The sequence below is a fragment of the Streptomyces dangxiongensis genome (assembly GCF_003675325.1).
In the GTDB taxonomy this organism is placed as follows: Bacteria; Actinomycetota; Actinomycetes; order Streptomycetales; family Streptomycetaceae; genus Streptomyces; species Streptomyces dangxiongensis.
Window position 1 is genome coordinate 4,420,537 of record NZ_CP033073.1, and the last position, 25,745, is coordinate 4,446,281.

At 74.2% G+C, this 25,745-nt stretch carries 21 protein-coding genes and 2 pseudogenes; 17 read left to right on the plus strand and 6 right to left on the minus strand.

Annotated elements, in window-relative coordinates; translation table 11 throughout:
• Positions 1 to 95: 95 nt before the first annotated feature.
• The 3 genes and pseudogenes from D9753_RS19890 to D9753_RS19900 form a co-directional block, all read right to left on the minus strand.
• Positions 96 to 1,025, minus strand: coding sequence for an EamA family transporter (locus D9753_RS19890; RefSeq protein WP_121788217.1), 930 nt, complete (start codon positions 1,023 to 1,025; stop codon positions 96 to 98).
• 270 nt (positions 1,026 to 1,295) lie between these two features.
• Positions 1,296 to 1,585 (minus strand): annotated as a pseudogene (locus D9753_RS38720) (ATP-binding cassette domain-containing protein); the annotation flags it as partial.
• Positions 1,586 to 1,617: 32 nt separating this feature from the next.
• A complete protein-coding gene (locus tag D9753_RS19900) occupies positions 1,618 to 2,739 on the minus strand; it encodes a lipid II:glycine glycyltransferase FemX (RefSeq protein ID WP_121788218.1) in 1,122 nt (373 codons plus the stop codon).
• Between the two features lie 165 nt (positions 2,740 to 2,904).
• Between D9753_RS19900 and D9753_RS19905 the strand changes: the two genes are divergently transcribed.
• From D9753_RS19905 to D9753_RS19945, 9 genes and pseudogenes are all read left to right on the plus strand, one after another.
• Positions 2,905 to 3,774, plus strand: coding sequence for a TIGR03084 family metal-binding protein (locus D9753_RS19905; RefSeq protein ID WP_121788219.1), 870 nt, complete (start codon positions 2,905 to 2,907; stop codon positions 3,772 to 3,774).
• Positions 3,771 to 5,504, plus strand: coding sequence for an acyclic terpene utilization AtuA family protein (locus D9753_RS19910; protein ID WP_240468227.1), 1,734 nt, complete (start codon positions 3,771 to 3,773; stop codon positions 5,502 to 5,504). The genes D9753_RS19905 and D9753_RS19910 overlap by 4 nt, the downstream gene beginning before the upstream one ends.
• Positions 5,501 to 7,099: an acyl-CoA carboxylase subunit beta gene (locus D9753_RS19915; RefSeq protein ID WP_121788220.1), complete on the plus strand. Its 1,599-nt coding sequence runs from the start codon at positions 5,501 to 5,503 to the stop codon at positions 7,097 to 7,099. The genes D9753_RS19910 and D9753_RS19915 overlap by 4 nt, the downstream gene beginning before the upstream one ends.
• A gap of 8 nt (positions 7,100 to 7,107) precedes the next feature.
• Positions 7,108 to 8,955 (plus strand): acetyl/propionyl/methylcrotonyl-CoA carboxylase subunit alpha, encoded by a 1,848-nt coding sequence (locus D9753_RS19920; RefSeq protein WP_121788221.1) that lies wholly within the window; start codon positions 7,108 to 7,110, stop codon positions 8,953 to 8,955.
• 7 nt (positions 8,956 to 8,962) lie between these two features.
• Positions 8,963 to 10,123, plus strand: coding sequence for an acyl-CoA dehydrogenase family protein (locus tag D9753_RS19925; protein WP_121788222.1), 1,161 nt, complete (start codon positions 8,963 to 8,965; stop codon positions 10,121 to 10,123).
• Between the two features lie 73 nt (positions 10,124 to 10,196).
• Positions 10,197 to 10,507, plus strand: a pseudogene (locus D9753_RS19930) (AMP-binding enzyme); the annotation flags it as partial.
• Positions 10,504 to 11,241 carry an enoyl-CoA hydratase family protein gene (locus tag D9753_RS19935; protein ID WP_121788223.1) on the plus strand — a complete coding sequence of 246 codons (738 nt, stop codon included), beginning with the start codon at positions 10,504 to 10,506 and terminating at the stop codon, positions 11,239 to 11,241. The pseudogene D9753_RS19930 and the gene D9753_RS19935, both read left to right, overlap by 4 nt.
• Positions 11,229 to 11,870, plus strand: coding sequence for a TetR/AcrR family transcriptional regulator (locus tag D9753_RS19940; protein WP_121788224.1), 642 nt, complete (start codon positions 11,229 to 11,231; stop codon positions 11,868 to 11,870). The genes D9753_RS19935 and D9753_RS19940 overlap by 13 nt, the downstream gene beginning before the upstream one ends.
• A gap of 219 nt (positions 11,871 to 12,089) precedes the next feature.
• On the plus strand, positions 12,090 to 13,136 hold the full coding sequence (locus tag D9753_RS19945; protein WP_121788225.1) for an isopenicillin N synthase family dioxygenase: 1,047 nt from the start codon (positions 12,090 to 12,092) through the stop codon (positions 13,134 to 13,136).
• A gap of 49 nt (positions 13,137 to 13,185) precedes the next feature.
• On the opposite strand, the gene D9753_RS19950 is transcribed toward D9753_RS19945, so the two are convergent.
• Entirely contained in the window at positions 13,186 to 14,304 is a 1,119-nt protein-coding gene (locus D9753_RS19950; protein WP_121788226.1) for a citrate synthase 2, read from the minus strand.
• A 176-nt stretch (positions 14,305 to 14,480) separates the two neighbouring features.
• Between D9753_RS19950 and pdxH the strand changes: the two genes are divergently transcribed.
• From pdxH to D9753_RS19965, 3 genes are all read left to right on the plus strand, one after another.
• Complete coding sequence (pdxH, locus tag D9753_RS19955; RefSeq protein WP_121788227.1) at positions 14,481 to 15,167, plus strand: pyridoxamine 5'-phosphate oxidase; 687 nt, start codon at positions 14,481 to 14,483, stop codon at positions 15,165 to 15,167.
• Between the two features lie 360 nt (positions 15,168 to 15,527).
• Positions 15,528 to 15,986, plus strand: a complete 459-nt coding sequence (locus D9753_RS19960; RefSeq protein ID WP_240468228.1) for a GNAT family N-acetyltransferase — start codon at positions 15,528 to 15,530, stop codon at positions 15,984 to 15,986.
• A 113-nt stretch (positions 15,987 to 16,099) separates the two neighbouring features.
• Positions 16,100 to 17,509 carry a PAS domain-containing protein gene (locus D9753_RS19965; protein WP_121791179.1) on the plus strand — a complete coding sequence of 470 codons (1,410 nt, stop codon included), beginning with the start codon at positions 16,100 to 16,102 and terminating at the stop codon, positions 17,507 to 17,509.
• A 9-nt stretch (positions 17,510 to 17,518) separates the two neighbouring features.
• Here the strand turns inward: D9753_RS19965 and D9753_RS19970 are convergent, their stop codons facing one another.
• Positions 17,519 to 18,274, minus strand: a complete 756-nt coding sequence (locus tag D9753_RS19970; protein WP_121788228.1) for an SIS domain-containing protein — start codon at positions 18,272 to 18,274, stop codon at positions 17,519 to 17,521.
• Between the two features lie 215 nt (positions 18,275 to 18,489).
• On the opposite strand from D9753_RS19970, the gene D9753_RS19975 reads away from it, so the two are divergent.
• From D9753_RS19975 to D9753_RS19985, 3 genes are all read left to right on the plus strand, one after another.
• Positions 18,490 to 19,182, plus strand: coding sequence for a metal-dependent transcriptional regulator (locus tag D9753_RS19975; RefSeq protein WP_121788229.1), 693 nt, complete (start codon positions 18,490 to 18,492; stop codon positions 19,180 to 19,182).
• Between the two features lie 276 nt (positions 19,183 to 19,458).
• Positions 19,459 to 20,352 carry an alpha/beta fold hydrolase gene (locus D9753_RS19980; protein WP_121788230.1) on the plus strand — a complete coding sequence of 298 codons (894 nt, stop codon included), beginning with the start codon at positions 19,459 to 19,461 and terminating at the stop codon, positions 20,350 to 20,352.
• A gap of 111 nt (positions 20,353 to 20,463) precedes the next feature.
• Positions 20,464 to 21,270, plus strand: a complete 807-nt coding sequence (locus tag D9753_RS19985; RefSeq protein WP_121788231.1) for a class I SAM-dependent methyltransferase — start codon at positions 20,464 to 20,466, stop codon at positions 21,268 to 21,270.
• A 161-nt stretch (positions 21,271 to 21,431) separates the two neighbouring features.
• Here the strand turns inward: D9753_RS19985 and D9753_RS19990 are convergent, their stop codons facing one another.
• Positions 21,432 to 22,097, minus strand: a complete 666-nt coding sequence (locus D9753_RS19990; RefSeq protein WP_121788232.1) for a bifunctional DNA primase/polymerase — start codon at positions 22,095 to 22,097, stop codon at positions 21,432 to 21,434.
• Between the two features lie 267 nt (positions 22,098 to 22,364).
• On the opposite strand from D9753_RS19990, the gene D9753_RS19995 reads away from it, so the two are divergent.
• Both D9753_RS19995 and D9753_RS20000 read left to right on the plus strand, forming a co-directional pair.
• Positions 22,365 to 23,750, plus strand: a complete 1,386-nt coding sequence (locus D9753_RS19995) for a tetratricopeptide repeat protein (protein WP_121788233.1) — start codon at positions 22,365 to 22,367, stop codon at positions 23,748 to 23,750.
• Positions 23,751 to 23,951: 201 nt separating this feature from the next.
• Complete coding sequence (locus tag D9753_RS20000) at positions 23,952 to 25,739, plus strand: hypothetical protein (protein ID WP_121788234.1); 1,788 nt, start codon at positions 23,952 to 23,954, stop codon at positions 25,737 to 25,739.
• The last annotated feature ends 6 nt before the right edge of the window (positions 25,740 to 25,745 follow it).

The window sequence follows — 25,745 nt, forward strand, 5'->3', positions numbered from 1 at the left end:
AGTCCAGGTGACGTGATCCGTACAGTCCGCCGGAGCCCGACGCGATACGCGGGACGGCGGGCACCGGTCCTCGGCCGGGCCGGCCAGGTGGGGCGTCACTGGCCCTCGACGGGGAGGGGGAGTCTGCCTCGGGTCACCTGGGTGCGTACCGCGCCGATGCTCGCCGCGATGACCAGGGCGATCGCGGCGGCCTCCGTGGCGGACAGGGCCTGGTCGAGGATCAGGAAGCCGGCCGTGGCCGCGAGGGCCGGTTCCAGGCTCATCAGGATGGCGAAGGTGGAGGCGGGCAGCCGGCGCAGGGCCAGGAGTTCGAGGGTGTAGGGCAGGACCGAGGACAGCAGCGCCACCGCCGAGCCGAGGGCGATCGTGGTGGGGTTCAGCAGGCGGGTGCCCGCCTCGGTGATGCCGAGGGGGAGGAAGAGCAGGGCCGCGACCGCCATGGCCAACGCCAGACCGTCGGCCTGGGGGAAGCGGCGCCCCGTACGAGCGCTGAAGATGATGTAGGCCGCCCACATGGCGCCCGCGCCCAGGGCGAAGGCGACACCTGTGGGGTCCAGGTCGCCGAAGCCTCCGCCGCCGAGGAGGAACACGCCCGCGAGGGCCAGGCCCGCCCAGAGCGCGTTGACGGCGCGGCGGGAGGCCAGGACGGACAGGGTCAGCGGGCCGAGGACCTCCAGGGTGACCGCCGGGCCCAGTGGGATGCGGGCGACCGCCGAGTAGAACAGGCCGTTCATCGCGCCCATCGCCATGCCGAAGACGATCACCGTCCCCCAGTCGGTGCGCGAGTGCCCGCGCAGCCGGGGCCGGCAGACCACCAGGAGGACGATCGCCGCCGCGAGCAGGCGCAGGGTCACCACACCGAGCGCGCCCGCCCTGGGCATCAGGGTCACCGCCAGGGCCCCGCCGAACTGCACCGAGATGCCGCCGGTCAGGACCAGCCCCACGGGGCCGAGCGTGCCGAGGCGGCCCTGCCCCGGGGCGGGGGCGACCGGGGTCGGCGTGGCGGTGCTGGATCTGGCGGTCACGGGCGGTCCTGTGGCTTGGCTCGGGGTGAGGGGTACGGTCGCCGGAGTTCATCGGGATGTACTTTTGCGTCCAGGGTAATGGACTTCGACAGGTGCGTGAACCCCTTTAGGAACTGTCCCGGATGCTGGGACCGGATCACTCCGGTCGCTCGGATCACTCCGGTCGCTGGGATCACTCGGATCACTCGGGTCGCTCGGCTCAGAGGCCCTGTGGCCGGAGCCGGCTTCCGTCCGGGTACCCGTAGTCGTGCCCGTACCCGTACTCGTAGGCATCATGATCGTCGTACGGCCCGCCATCAGGCGGCGCAACGGTGTGACGACGCGGCGGGCGGCCATCGCGTCCAGCCCGGTGGTCGGCCCGTCCAGGACCAGGACGGGCGCGTCCCGCAGAATGGCGCGGGCGATCGCCGACGCTGCGACCGGCCGCCGGACAGCCGCGCCGAGTGGGCGTCGGCCCGGGTGTCGTAGCCGTCGGGAAGCCCGAGGACGAAGTCGTGGGTGTCGGCGGCCGGTGCGGCGTCCAGGATCGCCCGGTCGCCGGCACCGGGCCGGCCGCAGGCTGTCGAATCCGCTGTGCAAGCCGGGGAGGGCCTCAGCGTCGGGCCATGTAGACGTTCAGCGCCTTGTGCAGCAGGCGGTTCAGCGGGAAGTCCCACTCGCCCACGTACTCCACGGCCTCGCCGCCCGCGCCCACCTTGAAGCGCAGCAGGCCGAGCAGGTGGTCGGACTCCTCCAGGGTGTCGGTGATGCCCCGGAAGTCGTAGACGTGGGCGCCGAGTTCATGGGCATCGCACATCATGCGCCATTGCACGGCGTTGCTGGGCTGGACCTCGCGCCTACGGCTGGTGGAGGCACCGTAGGAGTACCAGACATGGCCGCCGACGACCAGCATCGTCGCCGCGGCGAGCACGTCCCCGTCGTGGTGGGCGAGGTACAGCCGCATCCGGTCGGGGTGTTCGGCGGTGAGCGCGCCGAACATGCGCTGGAAGTACGGCAGCGGGCGCGGCAGGAACCGGTCGCGCTCGGCGGTCTCGGCGTACAGCTCGTAGAAGGCCGGCAGGTCCTCCGGGCCGCCCCGCACGACCTTCACGCCCGCCTTCTCGGCCTTCTTGATGTTGCGTCGCCACTGCTGGTTGAGCCCGCGGTGGATGTCCTCGAGCGATCGTCCGGCGAACGGCACCTGGCACACGTACCGGGGCTGCCCGGCGGCGAAGCCCTCCTCCCCGCCCGGCTCGGCCTGCCGCCAGCCCATGCGGCGCAGCCGGTCGGCGAGTTCGATGCCGCCCGGCTCTTCCGACGTCGCCGGCACATCGCGCAGCCGGTGCGCGTCGGGGTCGGCGATCGCGGCCTTCACCGCCTCGGGGCTCCACCGCCGGGTCACCACGGGCGGCCCCATCTTCACCGAGAAGGCACCCCGGTTCCTGAGATGGGCCAGCATCGGCTCCAGCCAGTGCTCCAGGTCGGGCGTCCGCCAGTCGATGACCGGACCCTCCGGCAGATACGCCAGGTACCGCTTCGTCCGGGGCAGCGGGCGCAACAGCACCAGGCCGACTCCCGCCAGCCGACCGTCCTCCTCGAACCACCCCAGGCTCTCGGCCCGCCAGTCGGGCTTCACGTCACCCCAGGACGGCACCTGCATATGGCTGGCCGAAGGGCGCTGTGCCACGAAGGAGAGGTGGTCGGCGCGGGACACGGGGCGGACGGTGAGGCGCATGCGCGGGCTCCTTCGGTTCGGCTCCTCCGGTCACTGTATGAGCGCGTTGCGGCCGGCCTCGGTTCCGCTCGCCCACCTGGAGCACCATTCCGCGTCCGGGTGAGCGGGGGACCAATTCATGCAAGCATGCTTGATTGTTTCTGCTCCCGCTGCCATGCTCCCCCCATGTCCGATCCGACGCCCGTCTTCGACGACCTGCGTGAGGAAAGTGAGCAACTCGACCTGCTGGTCGCCGAGTTGCCCGAGGAGCGGTGGGCCCTCGGTACGCCCGCCCCACGCTGGACCATCGCCCACCAGATCGCCCACCTGCATTGGACGGACCGGGCCGCGCTGCTCGCCGTGACGGACGAGGACGGGTTCGGGACGGTGCTCCGTCCGGCCCTGACGTCACCCGACGCCTTCGTGGACGAGGCCGCCGACGAGGGCGCCCGCCTCCGGCCCGCCGAACTGCTGGCCCGGTGGCGGGAGGGCCGGGCCGCGCTCGACACGGCGCTGCGGGCCGCCCCGAGCGGCAGCCGCTTCCCCTGGTTCGGGCCACCCATGTCGGCCGCCTCTATGGCCACCGGTCGCCTTATGGAGACCTGGGCCCACGGGCAGGACGTGGCGGACGCCCTGGGTGTGGTCCGCGCACCCACCGACCGGCTCCGGCATGTGGTCCGTATCGGGGTGCGAGCCCGGGACTTCGCCTTCGGGGCACGGGGGCTGCCTGTGCCGGCGGAGGAGTTCCGCATCGAGGTGACCGCGCCGTCCGGACAGATGTGGGCCTACGGCCCGCCGGACGCCGCCCAGCGGGTCACCGGCCCCGCCCTCGACCTCTGCCTCCTCGTCACCCAGCGCGCCCACCGCGCCGACCTCGCCCTGCACGCCGAGGGCCCGGACGCCGACCGCTGGCTCGGCATCGCCCAGGCCTTCGCGGGCCCCCCGGGCACGGGCCGCCCGCCGAAGCGCCCCGACCACGCCGACGCCGCACCCGGGGGTTCCGGCCCTCCACCCGGTGCCTCCCAACCCCACCGGGACGAGGGGACCACCCCATGACCGGTTCAGGCGCGCCCGAGCCGGTGGCGCCGACCGGGTCCGACGCGTCCGAGCCGGTGGCCCTGCGTATCGGCAACTTCTCCGGCTTCTACGGCGACCGCTCCGACGCCCTGCGCGAGATGCTCACCGGCGGCGACGTGGACGTCCTCACCGGTGACTACCTCGCCGAACTCACCATGCTCATCCTCGGCCGCGACCGGCTGAAGGACCCGGCCGCCGGGTACGCCCGTACCTTCCTGCGCCAGTTGGAGGACTGCCTCGGCCTCGCCCACGCGCGCGGGGTGCGGATCGTCACCAACGCGGGCGGTCTGCACCCGGCCGGACTCGCCGGGGAGATACGGAAGCTGGCGGACCGGCTCGGCGTCCCGGTGCGGGTCGCCCATGTCGAGGGCGACGACCTGGGCGCGGCCCACCCCGGAACCCTCGCCGCCCACGCCTACCTCGGCGGTTTCGGGATCGCCGCCTGCCTGCGGGCCGGCGCCGACATCGTGGTCACCGGCCGGGTGACCGACGCGGCGCTCGTCACCGGGCCCGCCGCCGCCCACTTCAACTGGCAGCCCGGGGAGTACGACCGTCTCGCCGGTGCCGTCGTCGCCGGACACGTACTGGAGTGCGGCACCCAGGCGACCGGCGGCAACTACGCCTTCTTCACGGAGGGCGACGTGCGCCGGCCCGGCTTCCCGCTCGCCGAGATCCACGCCGACGGCAGCAGCGTCATCACCAAGCACCCCGGCACCGGCGGCTTCGTGGACCCGGGCACGGTCACCGCCCAGCTACTCTACGAGACCGGCGGCGCCCGGTACGCCGGCCCCGACGTCACCGCCCGGCTGGACACCGTACGGCTCGGCCGGGACGGGCCGGACCGGGTGCGGATCGAGGGCGTGCGCGGCGAGGCGCCCCCGCCCGCCCTCAAGGTCGGGCTCAACCGGCTCGGCGGTTTCCGCAACGAGGTCGTGCTCGTCCTCACCGGGCTCGACATCGAGGCCAAGGCGGCCCTGGTGCGGGAGCAGCTCGCCGGCGCGCTCGCCGCGTCGCCGCCGGAGGAGGTCCGCTGGGACCTGGTGCGCACCGACCGCGCCGACGCCGACACCGAGGAGACGGCCAGCGCGCTGCTGCGGCTCGTCGTACGGGACCCGGATCCACAGGTGGTCGGGCGGGCGCTGAGCGGGGCCGCCGTGGAGCTGGCGCTCGCCAGCTACCCCGGCTTCCACATGCTGTCCCCACCCGGAAAGGGCGCTCCCTATGGGGTCTTCGAGGATGTGTACGTGCCCCATGGGGCCGTAGCCCATATGGCCGTCCTCCATGACGGGCGCCGGGTCCCCGTGCCGCCGCCCCAGGAGACGCGCCCCCTGGAGGCCGTACCGCCTCCGCCCCTCCCTGAACCCCTCCCGCCCGGCCCGGTCCGCCGCGCGCCCCTCGGCCTGGTCGCCGGGGCCCGCAGCGGGGACAAGGGCGGGAACGCCAACGTGGGTGTGTGGGCGCGGACGGACGAGGCCTGGCGGTGGCTCGCGCACACGCTGACCACCGCACGCCTGCGCCGGCTGCTCCCCGAGGTCCGGGACCTGCCCGTCACCCGGCACGTGCTGCCGCACCTGCGCGCCGTGAACTTCGTCGTCGAGGGTCTCCTCGGCGCCGGCGTCGCCGCCCAGCACCGCTTCGACCCGCAGGCCAAGGCCCTCGGCGAATGGCTGCGCTCCCGCCACCTGGACATCCCGGAGACCCTGCTGTGACGGTTCTGCGAACGGCCCTCGACCCCACGGGACCCGACTTCCGGGCCCACCGCGAGGCGATGCTCGCCAAGCTCGCCGGCCTGGAGGCCGAACACGCCAAGGCGCTCGCCGGCGGCGGCGAGAAGTACGTCCGGCGGCACCGGGAGCGCGGCAAGCTGCTCGCCCGCGAGCGCATCGAACTGCTGCTGGACCCCGACACCCCGTTCCTGGAGCTGTCCCCGCTGGCCGCCTGGGGCAGCGATCACCCCGTCGGCGCCTCCCTGGTCACCGGCATCGGCGTGGTCGAGGGCGTGGAGTGCCTGATCACCGCCAACGACCCGACCGTACGCGGCGGCGCCAGCAACCCCTGGAGCCTGAAGAAGGCCCTGCGCGCCAACGACATCGCCCTCGCCAACCGGCTGCCCTGCATCAGCCTGGTGGAGTCCGGCGGTGCCGACCTGCCCTCCCAGAAGGAGATCTTCATCCCGGGCGGCGCCGTCTTCCGGGACCTCACCCGGCTCTCCGCCGCCGGCATCCCGACGATCGCGGTCGTCTTCGGCAACTCCACCGCCGGCGGCGCCTACGTTCCCGGCATGTCCGACCACGTGATCATGGTCAGGGAGCGGGCGAAGGTGTTCCTCGGCGGGCCGCCGCTGGTGAGGATGGCCACCGGTGAGGAGAGCGACGACGAGTCCCTGGGCGGCGCCGAGATGCACGCGCGCGTGTCCGGCCTCGCCGACCACTTCGCCCTGGACGAGCCCGACGCGCTGCGCCAGGCCCGGCGGGTCGTGGCCCGTCTCAACCACCGCAAGGCCCACCCGGACCCCGGCCCGGCCGAGCCGCCCCGGTACGACCCGGAGGAGCTGCTGGGCATCGTCCCCGAGGACCTGAAGGTCCCCTTCGACCCGCGCGAGGTCATCGCCCGGATCGTGGACGCCTCCGACTTCGACGAGTTCAAACCGCTGTACGGCACCAGCCTGGTCACCGGCTGGGCGGCCCTGCACGGCTACCCCGTCGGCATCCTGGCCAACGCCCGGGGCGTCCTGTTCAGCGCCGAGTCCCAGAAGGCCGCCCAGTTCGTCCAGCTCGCCAACCAGCGCGACATCCCGCTGCTCTTCCTGCACAACACCACCGGCTACATGGTCGGCCGGGAGTACGAGCAGGGCGGGATCATCAAGCACGGCGCGATGATGATCAACGCGGTCGCCAACAGCAGGGTCCCGCACCTGTCGGTCCTCATGGGGGCGTCGTACGGGGCCGGGCACTACGGCATGTGCGGCCGGGCCTACGACCCCCGGTTCCTGTTCGCCTGGCCCAGCGCCAAGTCCGCCGTCATGGGCCCGCAGCAGCTCGCCGGCGTGCTGTCGATCGTCGCCCGGCAGTCGGCGGCGGCGAAGGGACAGCCGTACGACGAGGACGCGGACGCGGCGCTGCGCGCCATGGTGGAGCAGCAGATCGAGGCCGAGTCGCTGCCCATGTTCCTGTCCGGGCGGCTGTACGACGACGGCGTCATCGACCCGCGCGACACCCGCACCGTTCTCGGCCTGTGCCTCTCCGCCCTGCACACCGCCCCCTACGAGGGCGCGCGCGGCGGCTTCGGCGTCTTCCGGATGTGAGGGATCCCGTGATTTCCAGTGTGCTCGTCGCCAACCGGGGCGAGATCGCCTGCCGCGTCTTCCGTACCTGCGCCGGCCTCGGCATCCGCACGGTCGCCGTGCACTCGGACGCGGACGCCGCCGCGCTGCACGCGCGCGAGGCCGACACGGCCGTACGGCTGCCGGGCGTGGCGCCCGCCGACACCTATCTGCGCGGCGACCTGATCGTGCGGGCGGCCCTGAGCGCCGGCGCCGACGCCGTGCACCCCGGGTACGGCTTCCTGTCGGAGAACGCCGGCTTCGCGCGCGCCGTCCAGGCCGCCGGTCTGACCTGGATCGGGCCGCCCCCGCAGGCCATCGAGGCCATGGCGTCCAAGACCCGCGCCAAGCGGCTGATGGGCCTCGCCCCGCTCGACGCGGACCGGGTCACCGACGCCGACCTGCCGGTCCTGGTGAAGGCGGCGGCCGGCGGCGGCGGGCGCGGCATGCGGATCGTGCGCCGCGCGGAGGAGCTGCCGGCCGCGCTGGAGGGCGCACGCGCGGAGGCCGCGAGCGCCTTCGGCGACGGCGAGGTGTTCGTGGAGCCGTACCTCGCACACGGCCGCCATGTGGAGGTGCAGATCCTCGCCGACACCCACGGCACCGTGTGGCCGCTCGGCACCCGCGACTGCTCCCTCCAGCGCCGCCACCAGAAGGTGATCGAGGAGGCCCCGGCGCCGGCCCTGCCGGCCGCGCTCACCGAGGAGCTGTACGCGCTGGCGGTGCGCGCCGCCCGGTCCGTCTCCTACGTCGGCGCCGGCACGGTGGAGTTCCTGGTCGCCGACGGCCGCGCGCACTTCCTGGAGATGAACACCCGGCTCCAGGTCGAACACCCGGTCACGGAGGCGGTGTTCGGGATCGACCTCGTCGCGGAGCAGATCCGGATCGCCGAGGGGCACGCCCTCGACACCGTGCCGCCCCGCGCGAGCGGCCACGCGGTCGAGGCCCGCCTGTACGCCGAGGACCCGGCCCGCGACTGGACCCCGCAGACCGGCATCCTGTACCGGCTCGCCGTACCGGCCGGCGTCCGCCTGGACACCGGTTACACCGACGGCGACCCCATCAGCGTCCATTACGACCCGATGCTCGCCAAGGTCGTCGCCCACGCCCCCACCCGGGCCGAGGCGATCCGCCGGCTGGCCGGCGCGCTGGAGCGGGCCACGGTGCACGGCCCGGTCACCAACCGCGACCTGCTGGTGCGGTCCCTCAGGCACGAGGAGTTCACGTCCGCCCGCATGGACACCGGCTTCTACGACCGTCACCTCGCCGGGCTGACCACGCCGGCCCACGACCCGTACGCCCCCCTGGCCGCCGCCCTGGCCGACGCCCACGGCCGCTCCCGCTTCGGCGGCTGGCGCAACGTGTCGTCGCAGCCTCAGGTGAAGCGGTACGCGAGGGACGGCGAGGAGCACGAGGTCCGCTACCGGCACACCAGGCAGGGCCTCACGGCGGAAGGGGTGCGGGTCGTGCACGCCGACGCCCGTCTGGTCGTCCTCGAGATCGACGGCGTCCGGCGCCGGTTCGAGGTGTCCGCGTACGGCGACCGGATCCACGTCGATGGCACCGCCCTCACCGCACTGCCCCGCTTCCCCGACCCCGCCGCCCGGCTCGCTCCCGGCTCCCTGCTGGCCCCCATGCCGGGCACGGTCGTACGCGTCGCCGAGGGCCTCGCGGAGGGCATGGCCGTCGAGGCGGGCCAGCCGCTGATCTGGCTGGAGGCGATGAAGATGCAGCACCGGATCTCCGCCCCGGCCGCCGGAACGCTCACCGCCCTGCACGCCAGGCCGGGACAGCAGGTGGAACCGGGCCTGCTGCTCGCCGTCGTACAAGAATCCTAGGAGCGCCATGACCTCCGTCATCGAATCCGAAGAGCACCGGGCCCTGCGGTCCGCGGTCGCCGCCCTGGGCGGGCGCTACGGCCGCGACTACCTCACCCGGACCATCGCGGACGGCCGCCACCCCACCGAACTGTGGTCCGAGGCCGGCGCACTCGGCTACCTCGGGGTCAACCTGCCCGAGGAGTACGGCGGCGGAGGCGGCGGCATCGCCGAACTCTCCATCGTGCTGGAGGAACTGGGAGCGGCGGGGTCGCCCCTGCTGATGCTCGTCGTCTCGCCCGCGATCTGCGGGACGGTGATCTCCCGCTTCGGCACGCACGAGCAGAAACGGGCCTGGCTCCCCGGACTCGCCGACGGCACCCGCACCATGGCCTTCGGCATCACCGAGCCGGACGCCGGATCCAACTCCCACCGCATCACCACCACCGCCCGCCGTGACGGCGCCGACTGGCTCCTGACCGGCCGCAAGGTGTTCGTCTCCGGCGTGGACCAGGCGGACGCCACGCTCATCGTGGGCCGCACCGAGGACGCCCGCACCGGCACCCTCAAGCCCTGCCTGTTCATCGTCCCGCGCGACACCGAGGGGTTCTCGCGCCACCCGATCGACATGGAACTCACCGCCGCGGAGAAGCAGTTCGAGCTGGTCCTGGACGACGTGCGGCTGCCCGCACAGGCGCTGGTCGGTGACGAGGACGCCGGTCTGCTCCAGCTATTCGCCGGGCTCAACCCCGAGCGGATCATGACGGCCGCGTTCGCGATCGGCATGGGCCGCTACGCCCTCGCCAGGGCCGTCGCCTACGCCCGCGAACGCACCGTGTGGAAGTCGCCCATCGGTGCCCACCAGGCCGTCGCACACCCTCTGGCGCAGGCGCACATCAGCCTGGAGCTGGCCCGGCTGATGATGCAGAAGGCGGCCCGTCTGTACGACGCGGGCGACGACGCCGGCGCGGGCGAGGCCGCCAACATGGCCAAGTACGCGGCCGGTGAGGCCTGTGTGCAGGCCGTCGACCAGGCCGTGCACACCCTCGGCGGCAACGGGCTCACCCGGGAGTTCGGGCTCGCCTCGCTGGTGACGGCCGCGCGCGTGGCCCGTATCGCCCCGGTCAGCCGGGAGATGATCCTCAACTACGTCTCCCACCAGACCCTGGGCCTGCCCAAGTCGTACTAGGCCGCGTCCGCCCTGGAGGACCCGTGTTCCGCAGCGAGTACGCAGACGTCCCGCCCGTCGGCCTGCCCACCCGGACGGCCGGCTGTTCGTCGTGGACCGGGTGAAGGAACTCATCAACCCGAACCGGAGGCTCTCCTGCTCACCCACCCGGGCATCGCCGACGCCGCCGTCGTCGGCGCCCGCACCGAGGACGGCAACGAGATCCCGCACGCCTTCGTCGTCCGCCGCCCCACCGCCGCCGACCTGACCGGGAACGACGTCCCGCTGTACGTCGCCGAACGCGTCGCCCCCTGCAAACGCGTCCGCCGGATCACTATCAGGGGCGCCGTCCCCCGCGCCGCCTCCGGCAAGATCGTGCGACGGCAGCTCAGGGAGCACACATGAGCGCACCGATCGGACGCACGCGCGCGCGTGGCGTCGACACCCTCAGCCTGGACGCCACCGGCAGCCGCAACGCCCTCTCGGCGTCCCTGGTGTCCGCACTCGCCGAGGCCCTGGCCGACTGCGGCCGGGACCCGGACGTACGGGCCGTGGTCCTCACCCACACCGGTACGACGTTCTGCGCCGGCGCCGACCTGCGCGACCCGCCGGACCCCCACGCCCTGGTCGCCCTGCTGCGGCAGATCGTCGAACTGCCCCGACCGGTCGTCGCCCGCGTCACGGGACACGTCCGCGCCGGCGGCCTCGGCCTGCTCGCCGCCTGCGACATCGCCGTCTCCTCCACCGCGGCCACCTTCGCCTTCACCGAGGTACGCATCGGCCTCGCCCCCGCGGTGATCTCCCTGCCGGTGCTCCCGCGCGCCGACCCCCGAGCCCTCGCCCGCCACTACCTCACCGGCGCGCGCTTCGACCCCGCGGAGGCCGTCCGCACGGGCCTGCTCACGGCGTGCGCCGACGATGTGGACGACGCCCTCGCCCCCGTCCTGGAAGGCCTGCGCCGCTCCTCCCCCGAGGCCCTGGCCGAGACCAAACGGCTGCTCACGGCTAGGGTGCTGGAGACGTTCGACCGGGACGCGGCGGAGCTGACCGCGCTCTCGGCCCGGCTGTTCTCCTCCGCCCACGCCCGGGAGGGGATGACGGCCTTCCTGGAGGGACGGGACGCGGCATGGGTGGTGTGAGTACGACGGAACGCGAGCGGGTGCCCAAGCAGGACCGCAGCCGGGCCACCCGGCAGCGGCTGCTGGAAGCCGCCGTGGCCTGCCTCGCCGAGCACGGCTGGGCGGGCTCCACGGTCGCCGCCGTGGCCGAACGGGCCGGCGTCTCCCGGGGCGCCGCCCAGCACCACTTCCCCACCCGCGAGGACCTCTTCACCGCCGCCGTCGAGTACGTCGCCGAAGAACGCTCCACCGCCCTCAGAGCCCTCTTCCCGGACGGCCCCGCCGAGCGCCACGCCGTCGTCGCCGCCCTCGTCGACCTCTACACCGGCCCCCTCTTCCGCGCCGCCCTCCACCTGTGGGTCGCCGCCTCGGACGAGGAGCAGCTCCGTGGCCGGGTGACCGAGCTGGAGGCCCGCGTCGGCCGCGAGACCCACCGCATCGCCGTCGACCTCCTCGGCGCCGACGAGACCCGCCCCGGCGCCCGCGAGAGCGTCCAGGGCCTCCTCGACATGGCCCGCGGCCTCGGCCTCGCCAACCTCCTCACCGACGACACCGCCCGCCGGCAGCGGGTCGTGGCCCAGTGGGCCGCCCTGCTGGATCAGAGCCTGGGCCGTGACCCGGGCGGGAACGCGGGCGGAAACCCGGGCTGACGAGTTCGGACGCACCACCGGCACGGGGGGTTACTCTTGGGCCCATGCCTCCGATGCTCGTCCGCCGCCGCCACGTGGACTACGTGCGCGTCACGAGCATGGGCTGTCGGCGCTTCTCCGCCTGATCCAGCCCCCTTTCTCCCTTCCTCTTCCGGCACCCGGGGGCCGCTCTCGACCCCTCGGCGGCCACCCGTGCCCCGTACACCCTGCGGACGCACCATGACGATCCACCCCGCGACGACGCACACCCCGGCGACCCCGTCGTACCACCAGCTCCCGATCATCGACCTGTCGGCGGCCGACCGCGGCCCCCAGGCCCGCGCCCTGCTCCACGCCCAGCTCCACAGCGCCGCCCACGACGTCGGCTTCTTCCAGCTGACCGGGCACGGCGTGACCCAGGCCGAGACCGACGCCCTGCTCACCGCCATGCGCGCCTTCTTCGCCCTCCCCGAGGCCGACCGGCTCGCCCTGGACAACGTCAACTCCCCGCACTTCCGCGGCTACACCCGCACCGGCGACGAGCGCACCGGCGGCTCCCGCGACTGGCGCGACCAGCTCGACATCGGCGCCGAACGCCCCGCCCGCGTCCCCGGCCCCGGCGAACCCCCCTACTGGTGGCTCCAGGGCCCCAACCAGTGGCCGGCCGCCCTGCCCGCACTGCGCACGGCCGCCCTGGCCTGGATCGACCGGCTGAGCGCGGTCGCCCAGCGCCTGCTGCGCGAACTGCTGACCGCCATCGGCGCCCCCGCCGGCTTCTACGACCCCGTGTTCGGCGCCCACGCCCACCCGCACCTCAAGCTCGTCCGCTACCCCGGCAGCGCGGACGACGGCACCGGCCAGGGCGTCGGCGCCCACAAGGACTACGGCTTCCTCACCCTGCTCCTCCAGGACACCGTCGGCGGCCTCCAGGTCCAGCGCGAGGACGGCCGCTTCCACGACGTACCGCCCATCGAGGGCGCCTTCGTCGTCAACCTCGGCGAACTCCTGGAGGTGGCGACCGACGGCTACCTCCTGGCCACGAACCACCGGGTCGTCAGCCCGCCCGGCGCCACCGAGCGGTTCTCCGTCCCGTTCTTCTACAACCCGCGCCTGGACGCGCGCATCGAGCCGCTGCCCTTCCCGCACGCGTCGAAGGCCCCCGGCATCACCGCCGACCCGGCCAACCCGTTGCACGCGGAGTACGGCTACAACGAACTGAAGGGGAAGCTCAGGGCCCACCCGCTGGTCGCCGAACGCCACCACGCGGGCCTGCTGACACCGGCGTGACACACCGCCCGGGAGGGTGCGGAGCCGCACCGGTACGCGGCTCCGCCCCCTAGCGGGCGACGTCGGCGATGTCCGTGATGTCGGCGTATCCCTCGATCTCCTGCGGACGGCGCGACCCCGGCCCCACATACCGCGCGGAGGGCCGCACCAGCCGCCCCGTGCGCTTCTGCTCCAGGATGTGCGCCGACCAGCCCGCGGTCCGGGCACACGTGAACATCGACGTGAACATGTGCGCCGGCACCTCGGCGAAGTCCAGCATGATCGCCGCCCAGAACTCCACGTTCGTGGCGAGCACCCGGTCCGGCCGGCGGTTGTGCAGCTCCTCCAGCGCGGCCTTCTCCAGCGCCTCGGCGACCTCGAACCGGGGCGCCCCCAGCTCCCGCGCCGTACGCCGCAGCACGCGCGCCCGCGGATCCTCGGCCCGGTACACCCGGTGCCCGAACCCCATCAGCCGCTCACCGCGGTCCAGCGTCCGCCGGACGTACGCCTCCGCGTCGCCCGTCCGCTCGATCTCCTCGATCATCCCGAGCACCCGTGAGGGCGCACCGCCGTGCAGCGGCCCGGACATCGCGCCCACCGCACCCGACAGCGCGGCGGCGACGTCCGCGCCGGTGGAGGCGATGACCCGCGCGGTGAAGGTGGACGCGTTCATGCCGTGCTCGGCGGCGGACGTCCAGTACGCGTCCACGGCGGCGACGTGCCTCGGGTCCGGCTCCCCCCGCCAGCGGATCATGAACCGCTCCACCACCGAGTGCGCCTTGTCGATCTCCCGCTGCGGCACCATCGGCAGCCCCTGCCCGCGCGCGGACTGGGCCACGTACGACAGGGCCATCACGGCGGCCCGCGCCAGGTCCGCCCGCGCCTGCCGCTCGTCGATGTCGAGCAGCGGCCGCAGGCCCCACACCGGAGCCAGCATCGCCAGCGCCGACTGCACGTCCACCCGGATGTCACCGGAGTGCACCGGGATCGGGAACGGCTCGGCGGGCGGCAGACCGGGGTTGAACGCGCCGTCGACCAGCAGCCCCCACACGTTCCCGAACGAGACGTGCCCGACCAGGTCCTCGATGTCGACGCCCCGGTAGCGCAGGGCGCCGCCCTCCTTGTCGGGTTCGGCGATCTCCGTCTCGAACGCGACGACTCCTTCGAGCCCGGGTACGAAGTCGGACATCTGGCGGCTCCTCGTGATGTACGGCCGGCGGTCACCCCGGTGATGCCCCGATCGGCCGGTGGTCACCCGTGGTGAACCCAACCGCAAGGGGATCAGCACGATAACCCCCGGTGCCGGACTTGGGGAGACCACACGACACCCGGTGCCATACCCGTTCGATACGGCAAGATGACCGCGTGACCGACCGCGACCCGTTCCTGGACCCCGTCCTCGATCCCGCCGCCATGCGCAAGCAGTACCGGGCCGACGGCCTCGCCGAGGAGGACCTCGCCACCCACCCCATGGACCAGTTCGCCCGCTGGTTCGAGGACGCCGCCCGGGCGGCCGCCCACGGCACGCTCTACGAGGCCAACGCGATGGTCGTCTCCACCGTCGACCCGACGGGCCGGCCCAGCTCCCGCACGGTCCTGATGAAGCAGTACGACACCGACGGCTTCGTCTTCTACACCAACTACGACTCGCCCAAGGCCCGCGACCTCGCGCACAACCCGCGCGTCGGTCTGCTCTTCCCCTGGCATCCGCTGGCCCGCCAGGTCATCGTCACCGGCACCGCCCGCCGCACCGGCCGCGACGAGACCGCCGCCTACTTCCGCACCCGCCCGCACGGCTCCAAGCTGGGCGCCTGGGCCAGCGCCCAGTCCACGGTGATCGCCTCCCGCACCGACCTGGACACCGCCTACGCCGCGCTCGAGGCCCGCTACCCCGCCGACGAACAGGTCCCGGTCCCGCCCCACTGGGGCGGCTTCCGCGTCGCGCCGGAGACCGTCGAGTTCTGGCAGGGCCGCGAGAACCGGCTGCACGACCGCCTGCGCTACGCCGCCCGGCCCGACGGCACCTGGCGCGTGGAACGCCTCAGCCCCTGACCGGGAGGGACCGGGGAACGCAGACGACCCGCGGGCTGGGTTCCTCGAAGAGGAGCCGGCCGGACGTACCGGCAGCCCGCGGGTCGGGTGACTGCGTTGGATTGGCCGGCCGCGTGGTGCACACGCCGGTCCGGCACCGCACTGGGTGTGGTGGCGGGCCGCTAGCCCGCAGCCACCTCGCGCGTCCGGGTTTCACTCATGTACCCGATCACCTCCTTTCGTACGTGCCCCCAGCGTAGAAAGGCGGCCCGGTGGACTCAACCGTTTTTTCCGGCGGCCCGCGCACCGGGCCCGCCGGAACTCTCCCGGGCCGGGGGTTTCCCCTGACAGGCGGGCGACGCGGATGGTAGACGTGCTGGCGTGACCGGACTTCGGATCGTCGCCGTCGACGACGACGACATGCTCGAACACTGGCGGTACGTCCACAACGCGGTCGTACCGCCCGCCGCCCTGTCCCCGCAGGACGCCCGGCGGCGACGGCAGTGGTACCGGCTGGCCAACGCCTACCTCGGGGACGTGGTCGTCGGGTGCTCCACCGTGCGGCCCCCGACGGGCCGGGACGGCGTGGCCACCGTCATCGCGCGCGTGCTGCCCGCGTTCCGGGGACGCGGGTTCGGGACGGCGGTGTGGGAGGACGGGCGGGCACACGCGCGCGTGCTCGGCGCCGCGGTGATCGAGACGTGCGTGCTCGCGGCGAACGAGGACGGGCTGCGGTTCGCCCTGCGGCACGGGTTCGTGGAGGTCGAGCGGTACGTGCTGGAAGGCGAACCGGACGAGTGGGTGGATCTGCGGCTCCCGCCGGGCGGGCCCGGGGATTGATTGCCGCAATCTTGCGGGAACAGGATGTGGGCTGTGTCACGTTCCAGTTGAATGAAGGCCAATGAGCGGACCGAGCGCCGTACGTGCGCGGACGCAGCCTCCAGGGGGTCCAGGTGAGTGCTTCGCGGCGGAGTGGGACCACGGACGAGCTGGGGCCGGACGAGCCCGGTGAGCCCGGGGGTTCGGACCTGCTCGCCGCACTGCTGGACGGCATGGACGCAGCCCTCTGCGCCTTCGACGCCGACGGGGTGGTGACCCACTGGAACCGGGAGGCCGAGCGGATCCTCGGCTGGACGGCCGGTGAGGCCGTCGGCCGGCACGGGTTCGCCGGCTGGGCCGTGCGCAGCGCCGACGCCGAGGAGGTGCACGCCCGGCTGATGTCGGTGATGCGGGCCCCCGGGCGACAGGTGCACGAGTTCGCGCTGGTGACCAAGGACGGCGGCCGGGTGCTGGTGCGGACCCAGTCCGCCGCCGTACGCGGGCCCGACGGGAAACCCGCGGGGGTGTACTGCGCGTTCAGCGAGGTGCACGCGCAGATCGACCTGGAGCGGTCCATCGCGTTGAGCGAGGCGCTGTTCGAGAACGCGTCCTGGGGGGTCGTACTGGTCGACGCCGACCTGCGGCCCGCCGTGGTGAACGCGCACGCGGCACGGGCCCTGGGCGTGGGACGCACGTCCGTGCTGGGGCGTCCGCTGGGCGAACTGCTCGGGCGGGGCGTGGAGGAGCTGGAGGCGGCGCTCACCCACGTCCTGGCCGAGGGCGCGCCGCCCGCGCCCGCCGACCTGTGGGTCGGCGTGCGCACACCGGAGGGCGAGAAGCGGCGCTGCTGGCGCAGCGGGTTCCTGCGGCTGGCGTCACCGCTCGCGGAGGAGCCGGTGCCGCTCGGCGTGGCCTGGCTGTTCCAGGACGTCACCGAGGCCCGGCAGGGCGAGCAGGAGACGGCCCTGCTGCGGTTCCGGGCCAACCAACTGCACCGGGCGGTCCGGGCCGCGGCCGAGTGCGAGGACCCGGCCGAGGCGGCGACCGTCCACCTGGACTTCGCCCTCGCCGGCTTCGCCGACCACGCGCTCATCGACCGGGTGGCGGGCACCCCGCGCGCGGAGGGCGCGCAGGAGGAGGGCACGGATCCGGTACGGCTGGTACGGCTCGCCGCCACACCCGCCGGAGCGCCCGGCCCGAGCGTGCCGACGGGTGCGGCGGGACTGCCCGTGCGGTACGCGGAGGGGCATCCGGCGCTCCAGTGCGTGGAGCGGGCCGGGATCGTGCGTGCGGACGCCGGGTCGGTGCCGGCGGAGCGGGCGCGGGAGTGGGCGCTGGAGCGGCGGTGGCCCGGCGACGCGGTGCACGCGCTGTGCGCGGTGCTGCGCAGCCGGGGGCGGACGCTGGGCGTGGTGACGTTCCTGCGCGGGGCCGGCCGGAACCGCTTCGAGCGGTCCGACACGGCCTACGCGGAGGACGTGGCCGTACGGATCGCCGCGGCCCTGGACCTGGCGGAGGCGCTGCGGGGGCGACCGGGGGAGTAGCCTCCCCGCTCAGCGGCGGTAGAAGATCCGGTCGCCGTACTCCTCCATCACCCGGCCGTTCCACTCGTGTCCGCCGTCGACGTTGCCGGAGCGCAGCAGCGGGGGCTCGATGCCGCGGTCGGCGAGGGCGGCGGCGGCGGTCGCCATGACGGCCTGCACGAGGGCGGTGGTGACGACGGTGGAGGCGGGGGCGAAGGGCGCCGGGATGGTGTCGAGGGTGAGTTCCGCGTCGCCGACCGCGATCTTCGAGTCGAGGACGATGTCGCAGTGGTCCTTCAGGAAGGTGCCGGAGGCGTGCCGGGACGTGGTGTCCGTGGCGTAGGCGACGGAGGTCACGCCGATGACCTTCACGCCCAGGGCGCGGGCGCCCTGGGCCATCTCCACGGGCAGGGCGTTGCGGCCGGAGAGCGAGATGATCAGGAGGGCGTCGCCGGCGCGGACCGGGGAGGTGCCGAGGACGGCGCTCGCGAGGCCGTCGACGCGTTCCAGGGCGGAGCCGAGGGTGGCGGGGGTGACGTCGACGCCGACGACACCGGGGACGGCGAGCAGGTTCATCAGGGCCAGGCCGCCCGCGCGGTAGACGACGTCCTGGGCGGCCAGGGAGGAGTGTCCGGCGCCGAAGGCGAACAGGCGGCCGCCGGCCGCGACGGTGTCGGCGAGCAGGGTGCCGGCCGCGGTGATCGCCCCGGCCTCCTCGTCCCGGACCCGTTGCAGCAGGCCGACGGCGGCGTCGAAGAACAGGTCGGCAGGCGTGCCGTCGCTCATGCGGTGCCCCTTCGCAGCGTCTGTGTCGCGGATCACCGTGCGGTCTGGACCAGTGCGGTGTCAATACGGCCGACGGCGCCGGGTACCGGTGCCGGCCCCGGCCGGACGGGCCCCCGTTTCCGCGGCGCCGCACGCTTGTCAGTGGGATCCGGCAGAATTGGGTCCAGGGCCAGCGCACGCGTCGGGCTGCCGGCCGAGGTAATCGAGGGGCACGTATGTCCGGACTGATCGACACCACGGAGATGTATCTCCGCACCATCCTCGAACTCGAAGAGGAAGGCGTAGTCCCCATGCGCGCCCGCATCGCGGAGCGGCTGGACCAGAGCGGGCCGACGGTGAGCCAGACGGTGGCGCGGATGGAGCGCGACGGCCTGGTGTCCGTGGCCAGCGACCGGCACCTGGAACTGACGGACGAGGGGCGCCGGCTGGCGACGCGCGTGATGCGCAAGCACCGGCTGGCCGAATGTCTCCTCGTGGACGTGATCGGCCTGGAGTGGGAGCAGGTGCACGCGGAGGCGTGCCGCTGGGAGCACGTGATGAGCGAGGCGGTGGAGCGCCGCGTGCTGGAGCTGCTGCGGCATCCGACCGAGTCGCCGTACGGCAACCCCATCCCGGGCCTGGAGGAGCTGGGCGAGAAGGACGGGGCGGAGGCGTTCCTCGACGAGAGCATGGTGTCGCTGGCCGACCTGGACCCGGGCACCGACGGCAAGACGGTCGTGGTGCGCCGCATCGGTGAGCCCATCCAGACGGACGCGCAGCTTATGTACACGCTGCGGCGGGCGGGCGTGCAGCCCGGCTCGGTGGTGAGTGTCACCGAGTCGCCCGGCGGGGTGCTGGTGGGCAGCGGCGGCGAGGCGGCCGAGCTGGCGGCGGACGTCGCCTCTCATGTGTTCGTGGCCAAGCGCTGAGACGGGAGAGGGTCCCGGCGCCGTGCGGCGCCGGGACCCGTCCTCCCCTGTGCTGACCCGGAGCCCCGAGCTCCCAGGGTCATTTCCCCTCGGACCGTTTTTCCCCGAGCGGTCCGCCTCCTGACAGAAGAGATCCCCTCGGTCACGGCGATCATTCCTTGAGAGGTGTCACTCGAATGAGGGGTGTTGTCCGCAGAGACAGTATTTTCGAATAGGCATTCGATAGCCTGAAACAAGTGGACGACGAGGCACGCGGAGCTGGGGGGTACCAGGCCGATGGCACGGCGTATCGACGTGACGGGAGCGGGCGGGGTGCGCCTGGCCGCCTGGGAGTTCGCGGACCCTCCGAAAGCGGAACCTCCGGAACCGACGGGGGAGCCGGGCGTGCAAGCGGAGTCCGATGCCCCCGGCGTGCTGTTACTGCACGGCCTGATGGGCCGCGCCTCCCACTGGGCGGCCACCGCCCGCTGGCTCGCCGGGCGCCACCGCGCCGTGGCGCTCGACCAGCGCGGCCACGGCCAGAGCGACAAGCCCGCCCCGGCCGCCTACACCCGCGAGGCCTACGTCGAGGACGCCGAGGCCGCCGTCGAGCAGCTCGGCCTCGGCCCGGTCCTCCTCGTCGGCCACGCCATGGGCGCCCTCACCGCCTGGCAGCTCGCCGCCAAACGCCCCGACCTGGTGCGCGGGCTGATCATCTGCGACATGCGGGCCTCCGCCCTCGGCGCGGCCTCACAACGGGACTGGGCCGACTGGTTCCGGTCCTGGCCCCTCCCGTTCGCCAGCCTCGCCGACGTCCGCGCGTTCTTCGGCGAGCACGACCCCTGGGTGGAGCGGCCGAACCCGGCGCGCGGCGCGTTCTACGCCGAGGTGATGCACGAGTGCGAGGACGGCTGGCGGCCGGTGTTCGAGCCCGAACAGATGCTCAGCTCCCGCGAGGCCTGGGTGTACGACGCCCACTGGGAGGAACTGGCCCAGGTCCGGTGCCCCGCGCTCGTCGTCCGCGGTCTCGACGGCGAACTGGGCCGCGCCGAGGCCCAGGAGATGGTCCGGGTCCTGCCCCGGGGCGTCTACGCCGAGGTGCCCGACGCCGGCCACCTCGCCCACTACGACCACCCCGAGTCCTGGCGCGCCGCGGTCGAACCCTTCCTGGGCCGCGTCCTCACCGCCTGACCAACCACGCCCACCCCTGTCCTTGACGGCCGCATCCTGTCCCCGGCCGCCCCGCCTCCGCCTCCGCCTCAAGGGTCACCGCCCCCCCGTACTCACAGTGAGGACCGCGTCATGAGCACCCGGACCCAGGAGGACTTCCTGAAGGGCTTCCACGCCGAGCGGCCGGCGGTGACCACCGAGGTGTTCGCCGCGGCCCGCGCCGCCGGCGCCCGCACCGGCTACGAGGCCCTGCGGGACCGTGTCGCCGACCGCCGCCGCGTCCTGGACCTCGGCTGCGGTGACGGCCTGCTGCTGGAGCTGCTGGCCCGCACCCCGGGCCGCCGGCTCGCCGGGGTCGACCTCTCACCACGCTCGCTGTCCCTGGCCCGCCGCCGGCCGGGGCTGTCCACGGCGGCCCTGCTGGAGGCCCGGGCGCAGCGGCTCCCGTTCCGTACCGGCGCCTTCGACGCCTGCGTCTCGCACCTGGCGCTGATGCTGATGGCCGACCTGGACCAGGTCCTCGCCGAGCTGTCCCGGGTGCTGGCGCCGGGCGGCCTGCTGGTGTGCGCCATCGGGGCCGGCGGGGGCGGGACGGCGTACGAGCTGTTCGGCGAGCTGCTGCCGCAGGCGCTCGCCGGGGCGCCCGCCGGCCGCCGGATGCCGGCGCTGGGCGACCGCCGGGCCCGGGACCCCGAGGCGCTCGGCGCGCTGATCGCCGGGGCCGGGTTCGCCGGTGAGCCGGAGTGGGAGACGGTGACGGTCGACATCGGCGGGCCGCCCGAGCGGGTCTGGAGGGCGCTGTCCGGCATGTACGACCTCGCCGCGCTGGACACCGCGGCGCTGGCCTGGCCGCGCTCGGGCAGACCTTCCGCACCCGGTCCGCCGCCGTCACCGACGAGGACGAGGACCTGGACTGCCGCTTCCGCCTGCGCATACTGACGGCCCGACGTCCCTGACCCGGCCCGGTCACGTCTCCCGCCGCCGCCCCAGGTGAACCCGAGCGGACCTGAGCGGCCCCGAGCGGATTCGAGCGGCCCCGAGCGGACGCGGACGGACGTGGGCCGGGCCCGGTCGCCCCCGTCCCGGCCGGCGGCGGATGGCTAGCGGTCCCGGCCGCACGCGTAGGTCAGCGGGGAGATCAGTTCCTCCGCGTCCGGCAGCCAGCGGTTCGCCGGGGTCGGCCGGCGGGCCCACTGCACGGCCCCCCGGGACCCGAGCCGGGTGGGCGGCGCGGCCACGTACGCGCCCTCGCCCAGCGCGAGCAGATCCAGGGACGACTGCGACCACCCCAGTTTCCGCACCAGGTCCGGCACCTTCGCGCCGGCCCCCGGCAGCACGAAGAAGTGCATCCGCCGGTCAGGAGTCAGCGTGACCGGCCCGAGCGACAGCTCCATCCGCTCCATCCGGGCGAGGGCCAGGAACCCCGTGCTCTCCGGAACGGACAGCGTGTCGAAGGTCCGTCCCGTCGGCAGCAGGATCGACGCCGTCGGCTGCTGCTGCCACATCCGGCGCACGACGGTCGCGCTGCCGGTCGCCTGGGCCGCCCAGTCGGGGCGCGCGGGGTGCGCACCCGGCGCGGGACAGGAGACGTCACGGCACGAGCAGTACGGCACCCCGTCGACCGCTTCCAGCCAGCTTCCCGGGACCACGTCCCAGTGCCGCTCCTCGGCGTACCGTACGGCGCTCTCCAGCAGCGATTCCCCCCGTTGCTGCGGAACGTGACCGGCAGTCTGAGTGTCCTGGGCGCCCGCGATCGTCTCTTCCACGCCCCTCTCAACTCCCTCACCCACCCGGGGTTACGGCCGCGGCGCGCGCGGGGGAGGAGCACCGGTCCGGCAGTCGGGGCGCATGGGAGCACGTGCGGGGGCGCGCGGGAGGAGGCGAGGCGTGGGGTGGGTAGCCAGGAAGGGGGAGGGCAACCGTCGTTACCCCGGCAAAACGCACATGTCGTGCATTGGCGGTATGTCGGCTGGGCAGTGATCTTCCCGGCCTGAACTTCACGCTCCAGGGGATCGCAACGCAGGGGGTAGCACATGGCCGCAAGGCCGCTCGTGGCGAGGCAGCCGAACGAACGCCTCCAGACACTCATCCAGGAAGCGGGGTGCTCGAACGCCGGGCTGGCCCGGCGGGTCAACATGTGCGGCGCCGAGCACGGTCTCGACCTGCGCTACGACAAGACGTCCGTGGCACGCTGGCTGCGCGGCCAGCAGCCGCGGGGCCGGGCGCCGGCGATCATCGCCGAGGCGCTCGGGCGCAAGCTCGGCCGTACGGTCACGATCGACGAGATCGGCATGGCCAACGGCAAGAACCTCGCCTCGGGGGTCGGTCTCCAGTTCTCGCCGACGGTACTGGGAGCCATCGAGCAGGTCTGCGAGCTGTGGCGCAGCGACGTGGGGCGCCGGGACTTCCTGTCCGGCTCCTCCGTCGCCGCCTCCGCGCTGGTCGAACCCAGCCGCGACTGGCTGATCTCGGCGCCGGACGCCCAGGTCGCCCGGCAGGCGGGCCCGCGCGTCGGCCAGTCGGACGTCGCCGCCGTACGGGCCATGACCCAGTCGCTGACGGACCTCGACCACCAGTACGGCAGCGGGCACGTGCGCCCGGTCGTCGTGCACTACCTGAACAGTGTCGTCTCCGGACTGCTCGCGGGCTCCTACCGGGAGGCCGTCGGGCGGGAACTCTTCGCGGCCGTCGCCCGGCTGACCGAACTGGCCGGGTACATGGCCGTGGACACCGGGCAACCGGGCCTGGCCCAGCGGTACTACATCCAGTCGCTGCGGCTCGCCCAGGCCGCCGGGGACCGGGGGTACGGCGGCTACGTCCTCGCCGCCTCCATGAGCCACCTGGCCGCCCAGCTCGGAAACCCGCGGGAGATCGCCCAGTTGGCGCGGGCGGCGCAGGAAGGGGCACGCGGGCAGGTGACCCCGCGCGTGGAAGCGATGTTCCACGGGGCCGAGGCACGCGGGCACGCCCTGCTCGGCGACGCGCGCGCGGCGCAGGCGTCCACCGGGCGGGCGGTCGCGGCGATGGAGCGGGCGGACGACTCCCGCGGCGACGACCCGGTGTGGATCCGGCACTTCGACGAGGCCTACCTCGCCGACGAGTTGGCGCACTGCCACCGTGACCTCGGACAGGCCGAGCAGGCGGCGCGGTACGCCGAGCAGTCGCTGGCCGGACACCCCGAGTCCCGCGCCCGCCGGCGCGCCATCGGCTATGTGCTGCTGGCCACGGCCCAGGTGCAGCAGCGCGAGATCGAACAGGCCTGCAGCACGGGCATGAGGGCGGTCGAGCTGCTGGAGACCCTGCGGTCCAACCGGGGCGCCGAGTACCTGGACGACCTCCAGCAGCGGCTGGAGCCGTTCGGGGACGAGGCGGTGGTGCGGGAGTTCGGGGCGCGCCTGGAACTTCCGCAGGCCGCGTGAACACCCACCCGGCCAGGGGGTGAACGGACGGCGAACGACGGCCGGGTGTGCGCCCGGTGGCGTGAAGGGCGCGTCGTGGGGCGGCTCTGTTACCGCCGTCACAGGAAAGGGGATTGCGTCCTGAGCTGCGTGGCACCCGGCTCGGGGGACCCGATAGCGTGAGCCGACGATTCACAAGGTCCCCCATTAGTAGGAGTCCCGGTGACGCAGAGTGGACAGGGCGAGGAGCCCTCGGCGCGGCCCGCGCGCGAAGGCATCGTGCTGCCCTCCGACGGAGGCGAGCCCCTGCTGCCGGGCACGACCGGAACGCCCGCCCCCGCGGCCCCGGCCGGCGGCCAGGCCTGGGGCGGCCCCCGGGGCCCGGAGCGGCAGGCACCCCAGCCGGATCAGGGGCTGCCCCCGGTGGCCGCCCCGCAGTGGGGCACCCCGGACGGCTCCGGCCCGCAGTCCCCGCCCCCCGGGAACCCGGGCCCGCTGCCCCCCGAGGGCGCCCCGGCCCCGTCGTACGGCGGCCGGACCCCGTCCTACGGCGCCCAGGCCCCGGCGTACGGCCCCGGCGGCCAGCCCCCCACGTACGGCTCCCCGGCCGGCCCGGACGCGCAGTACTACGGCGGCCAGAACGGTCCCGCCGGGCAGGGCGGGCAGCAGTACGGCGGCCAGAACGGTCCCGCCGGGCAGGGGGCGCAGCAGTACGGTGCTCAGGGCGATCCGGCCGGGCAGGGCGGGCAGCAGTACGGCGGCCCGCAGAGCGGTGGCTACGGCGTGCCCCAGCAGCCCCCGTACGGTACGCCCGGCCCCTACGGGCAGCCCCAGCCCCAGCACCCCCAGTCGCAGCAGCACCCCCAGTCCCCGCAGCACCCCCAGTACCCGGCGGCGGGTGCGCCGTTGCCGCCCATGGCCGACGGAGCCACCCAGTACCTTCCGCCGATACCCGCCGGCCCCGCCGACGAGGGCGCCACCCAGTACATCCCGCCCGTCCAGGCGGCCCCCGCGGACCAGGCCGCGACCCAGTACCTCCCCCCGGTGCCGCCCGGCACGGCGCCGTCCGGGTCGGCCGGTGAGCAGACGCGGTACCTCGGCCACGGGCCCCGCCCGGCGGCGCCCGCGCACTCCGACGCGGAGGCCACGCAGTACATCCCGCCCTACGCCGCCCAGGCCCAGGCGGCCGGCGGGGACCGGCAGCCGCCCGCCGAGTTCGACAACCTCTTCCGCGGCGGCCCGGCGGGCGACGACAGCCCGGCCGGGTCCACCCAGCAGCTCCCCCGGGTGCCTGACCCCCACCCCGGCCCGGCGCAGGCGCCGTACCGCCCGGCGCGGCCGTCGTACGGCCCCGAGGCGGACGACGAGGGCGGGCGGCGCCGGGGCCGGTCGCGGCTGCCGCTGATCGCCGCCATCGGCATCGGCCTCGTCGTGCTCGGCGTGGGCGCCGGCGCGCTGCTCAGCGGCGGGGGCGGCAAGGACGGGGGCACCGACGACAAGACGGCCGCCAGCGCTCCCCCCACCACCCACGGCTCCGCCTCGCCGACCGTCGACCCGGCCCGGCAACAGGCGGTCGACCTGGACAAGCTGCTCGCGGACAGCGGCAGCAGCCGTGCCTCGGTGATCCAGGCGGTGACCGACGTCCGGCGGTGCGACAACCTCGACCGGGCCGCCGCCGACCTGCGGGACGCCGCCAAGCAGCGCGGCGGGCTGGTCACCCGGCTCGGCAGCCTGTCCGTCGACGAGCTTCCGGGCAGCGGCGACCTGACGGCCGCGCTGACCAGCGCGTGGCAGGCGTCCGCCGCCGCCGACAACCACTACGCGGTCTGGGCCGACCAGGCCAAGAACCGCAAGGTCTGCCACAAGGGGCACGCCCGGACCACCGGTGAGACGCAGGCCGGCAACCGGGAGAGCGGCACCGCCAGCGCGCAGAAGGCGAAGGCGGCGGCGCTGTGGAACACGATCGCGCGGAAGTACGGCCTGACCCAGCGCCAGCCCACCCAGCTATGACCGCCC

Bases quoted from the DNA above. Each gene is read 5' to 3' on its own strand.
- D9753_RS19900 (WP_121788218.1), bottom strand. From the start codon at position 2,739: ATGCGCCTCACCGTCCGCCCCGTGTCCCGCGCCGACCACCTCTCCTTC.
- D9753_RS19905 (WP_121788219.1), top strand. From the start codon at position 2,905: ATGTCCGATCCGACGCCCGTCTTCGACGACCTGCGTGAGGAAAGTGAG.
- D9753_RS19945 (WP_121788225.1), top strand. From the start codon at position 12,090: ATGACGATCCACCCCGCGACGACGCACACCCCGGCGACCCCGTCGTAC.
- D9753_RS19985 (WP_121788231.1), top strand. From the start codon at position 20,464: ATGAGCACCCGGACCCAGGAGGACTTCCTGAAGGGCTTCCACGCCGAG.
- D9753_RS19925 (WP_121788222.1), top strand. From the start codon at position 8,963: ATGACCTCCGTCATCGAATCCGAAGAGCACCGGGCCCTGCGGTCCGCG.
- D9753_RS19970 (WP_121788228.1), bottom strand. From the start codon at position 18,274: ATGAGCGACGGCACGCCTGCCGACCTGTTCTTCGACGCCGCCGTCGGC.
- D9753_RS19910 (WP_240468227.1), top strand. From the start codon at position 3,771: ATGACCGGTTCAGGCGCGCCCGAGCCGGTGGCGCCGACCGGGTCCGAC.
- D9753_RS19935 (WP_121788223.1), top strand. From the start codon at position 10,504: ATGAGCGCACCGATCGGACGCACGCGCGCGCGTGGCGTCGACACCCTC.
- D9753_RS19975 (WP_121788229.1), top strand. From the start codon at position 18,490: ATGTCCGGACTGATCGACACCACGGAGATGTATCTCCGCACCATCCTC.
- D9753_RS19950 (WP_121788226.1), bottom strand. From the start codon at position 14,304: ATGTCCGACTTCGTACCCGGGCTCGAAGGAGTCGTCGCGTTCGAGACG.
- D9753_RS19980 (WP_121788230.1), top strand. From the start codon at position 19,459: ATGGCACGGCGTATCGACGTGACGGGAGCGGGCGGGGTGCGCCTGGCC.
- D9753_RS19940 (WP_121788224.1), top strand. From the start codon at position 11,229: ATGGGTGGTGTGAGTACGACGGAACGCGAGCGGGTGCCCAAGCAGGAC.
- D9753_RS19995 (WP_121788233.1), top strand. From the start codon at position 22,365: ATGGCCGCAAGGCCGCTCGTGGCGAGGCAGCCGAACGAACGCCTCCAG.